The organism is Falsiroseomonas oryziterrae (assembly GCF_021864505.1).
GTDB lineage: Bacteria > Pseudomonadota > Alphaproteobacteria > Acetobacterales > Acetobacteraceae > Falsiroseomonas > Falsiroseomonas oryziterrae.
In genome coordinates this window covers 1-2,164 of record NZ_JAKJIB010000482.1, presented here as the reverse complement: position 1 = coordinate 2,164, position 2,164 = coordinate 1, and the positions used below count along the sequence as shown (strand labels likewise).

Sequence of the window (2,164 nt, the reverse complement as noted above, 5' to 3'; positions counted from 1 at the left end):
GCCGCCAGCCCCGAGCTGCTTGCCGCCATCCGCCGCGCCGGCGAGACCATGATCGAGGAATGGGCGCAGCGCGCCGGCGAGGACGGGCGCCGCATGCTCGCGCAGTACCGCGAGGCACGCGGCTGAGATGGGGGCGCTGCGACGCGGCCTGGATGGTCTCTACCTGCTCGGCGGCATCGCAGGCGCCGTCTCGCTCGCTGCCATCGGCGGCATCATCGCCGCGCAGGTGGTCGGCCGCTACCTTGGTCTGACGCTCGCCGGCGCCGACGACCTCACCGCCTTCGCGGTCGCGGGCTCGGCGCTCCTGCCGCTCGCCTACGCCTTCCGCCACGGGGCGCATATTCGCGTCGACCTCATCATCGGCCACCTGAAGGGCACGCCGAGCTTCGCGATGGAGGCGATTGCGCTGACGCTCACCGCGGCGCTCTGCGCCATGCTCGCCTACTCCATGGCCGACCTCGCCTATGATTCCTGGCAGTTCGAGGACGTCGCGCAGGGCACGGTGCCCTGGATCCTCTGGTATCCGCAGGCCGCCGTCGCCGCCGGATGCGCGCTCTTCGCCATCGCCCTGCTCGACGACCTCGTCGTGCATCTCACGGGCGGCACGCCCTCCTACCGCCGCGCGGCCGAGCAATCCGCCCTCCAGCGCGCCGCCGAGGAACTCTAGATGGATCTAGCCCAGACCGAGGCCGGGCTGATCCTGCTCGGCTTCCTCTTCGCGATCCTCGCCTTCGGCGTCTGGATCGGGCTCGGCCTGCTCGCCACCGGCCTCGTCGGCGTGATCGTGCTGCCGATGCTGATGCCCGGCATGCCGACCATGCCGCCCGAGAAGGTGCTGGGCTCGGCGGTCTGGGGCGCGCTCGCCTCCTGGACGCTCGCCGCCCTGCCGCTCTTCATCTGGATGGGCGAGATCCTGTTCCGCACGCGATTGTCCGAGGACATGTTCAAGGGCCTCGCCCCCTGGGTGCAGCGCCTTCCTGGCCGCCTCATGCACGTCAATGTCATCGGCTGCGGCATCTTCGCCGCCGTATCCGGCAGCAGCGCGGCGACCTCCGCCACGATCGGCAAGATGTCGCTGCCCGCGCTGACGCAGCGCGGCTACCACGTTCCCATGGCGATCGGCAGCCTGGCCGGCGCCGGCACGCTCGGCCTGCTGATCCCGCCCTCGATCGTGATGATCGTCTACGGCGTCGCGGCCGAGGTCTCGATCGTGCGCCTCTTCATCGCCGGCATCATCCCCGGCCTCATGCTGATGGTGCTGTTCAGCGGCTACATCGCGATCTGGTCGCTGCTGAACCCGCGCCTGACGCCGCCGGCCGACCCGCCGATGCCCTTCCGCGAGAAGCTCCGCGCCTCGGGTCAGCTGATCCCCGTCGTGCTGCTGATCGGCTTCGTGATGGGCAGCATCTATTTCGGCTGGGCGACGGCGACCGAGGCCGCGGTGTTCGGTGTGGTCGGCGCGCTCGCGCTTTCGGCCTGGGGGCGCACGCTGAGCTGGAAGAGCTTCACCGACAGCCTGATGGGCGCGGTGCGGCTGTCCTGCATGATCAACCTGATCCTCGCCGGCGCCGCCTTCCTGACCAAGGCGATGGCCTATTCCGGCATCCCCGCCGCGATGGCCGAATGGGTCGGCGCGCAGGGCTTCTCGCCTTTCACCATCATCCTCGTGCTGACGCTGATCTACCTCGTGCTCGGCTGCTTCATCGACGGCATCAGCATGATCGTGCTCACCGCCTCCGTCGTGCTGCCGATCATCGCCGCGACCGGATTCGACCTGATCTGGTTCGGCATCTTCATCGTGCTGGTCGTCGAGTTGGCGCAGATCACGCCGCCGGTCGGATTCAACCTCTTCGTGCTGCAGGGACTGACAGGCAAGGACATCCTGACGGTCACGCGCAATACGCTGCCCTTCTTCTGCCTGATGGTGCTGGCGGTGGTCCTGGTGACCCTCTTCCCCGGCATCGTGACCTTCCTGCCGAACACGATGTTCGGCGCCTGACACGGCGGGCCCGGCCAACCGCCACGCGGCGCCGGGGCAGGGTCCGCGGCCGTGCCGCGGACCCCCTTCGCGCTCAGCGGTTCTGGTTGAATCCCGGGCGGACCGCGCTGCCCGAGCCGCCGGTCGGATCGCCCATCGGATTGTTGGACGGCGAGGGCACCGCCA

2 protein-coding genes are annotated in these 2,164 nt (G+C 69.5%); both read left to right on the top strand.

The genetic code is table 11. The features are described from left to right. Nucleotides 1–127: 127 nt before the first annotated feature. Nucleotides 128–667, top strand: a complete 540-nt coding sequence (locus tag L2I40_RS22215; protein ID WP_237217480.1) for a TRAP transporter small permease — start codon at nucleotides 128–130, stop codon at nucleotides 665–667. Further along, a complete protein-coding gene (locus L2I40_RS22210) occupies nucleotides 668–1,999 on the top strand; it encodes a TRAP transporter large permease (RefSeq protein ID WP_237217478.1) in 1,332 nt (443 codons plus the stop codon). Nucleotides 2,000–2,164: the final 165 nt, after the last annotated feature.

Coding starts and splice junctions, on each gene's coding strand:
- L2I40_RS22215 (WP_237217480.1), top strand. CDS start 128: ATGGGGGCGCTGCGACGCGGCCTGGATGGTCTCTACCTGCTCGGCGGC.
- L2I40_RS22210 (WP_237217478.1), top strand. CDS start 668: ATGGATCTAGCCCAGACCGAGGCCGGGCTGATCCTGCTCGGCTTCCTC.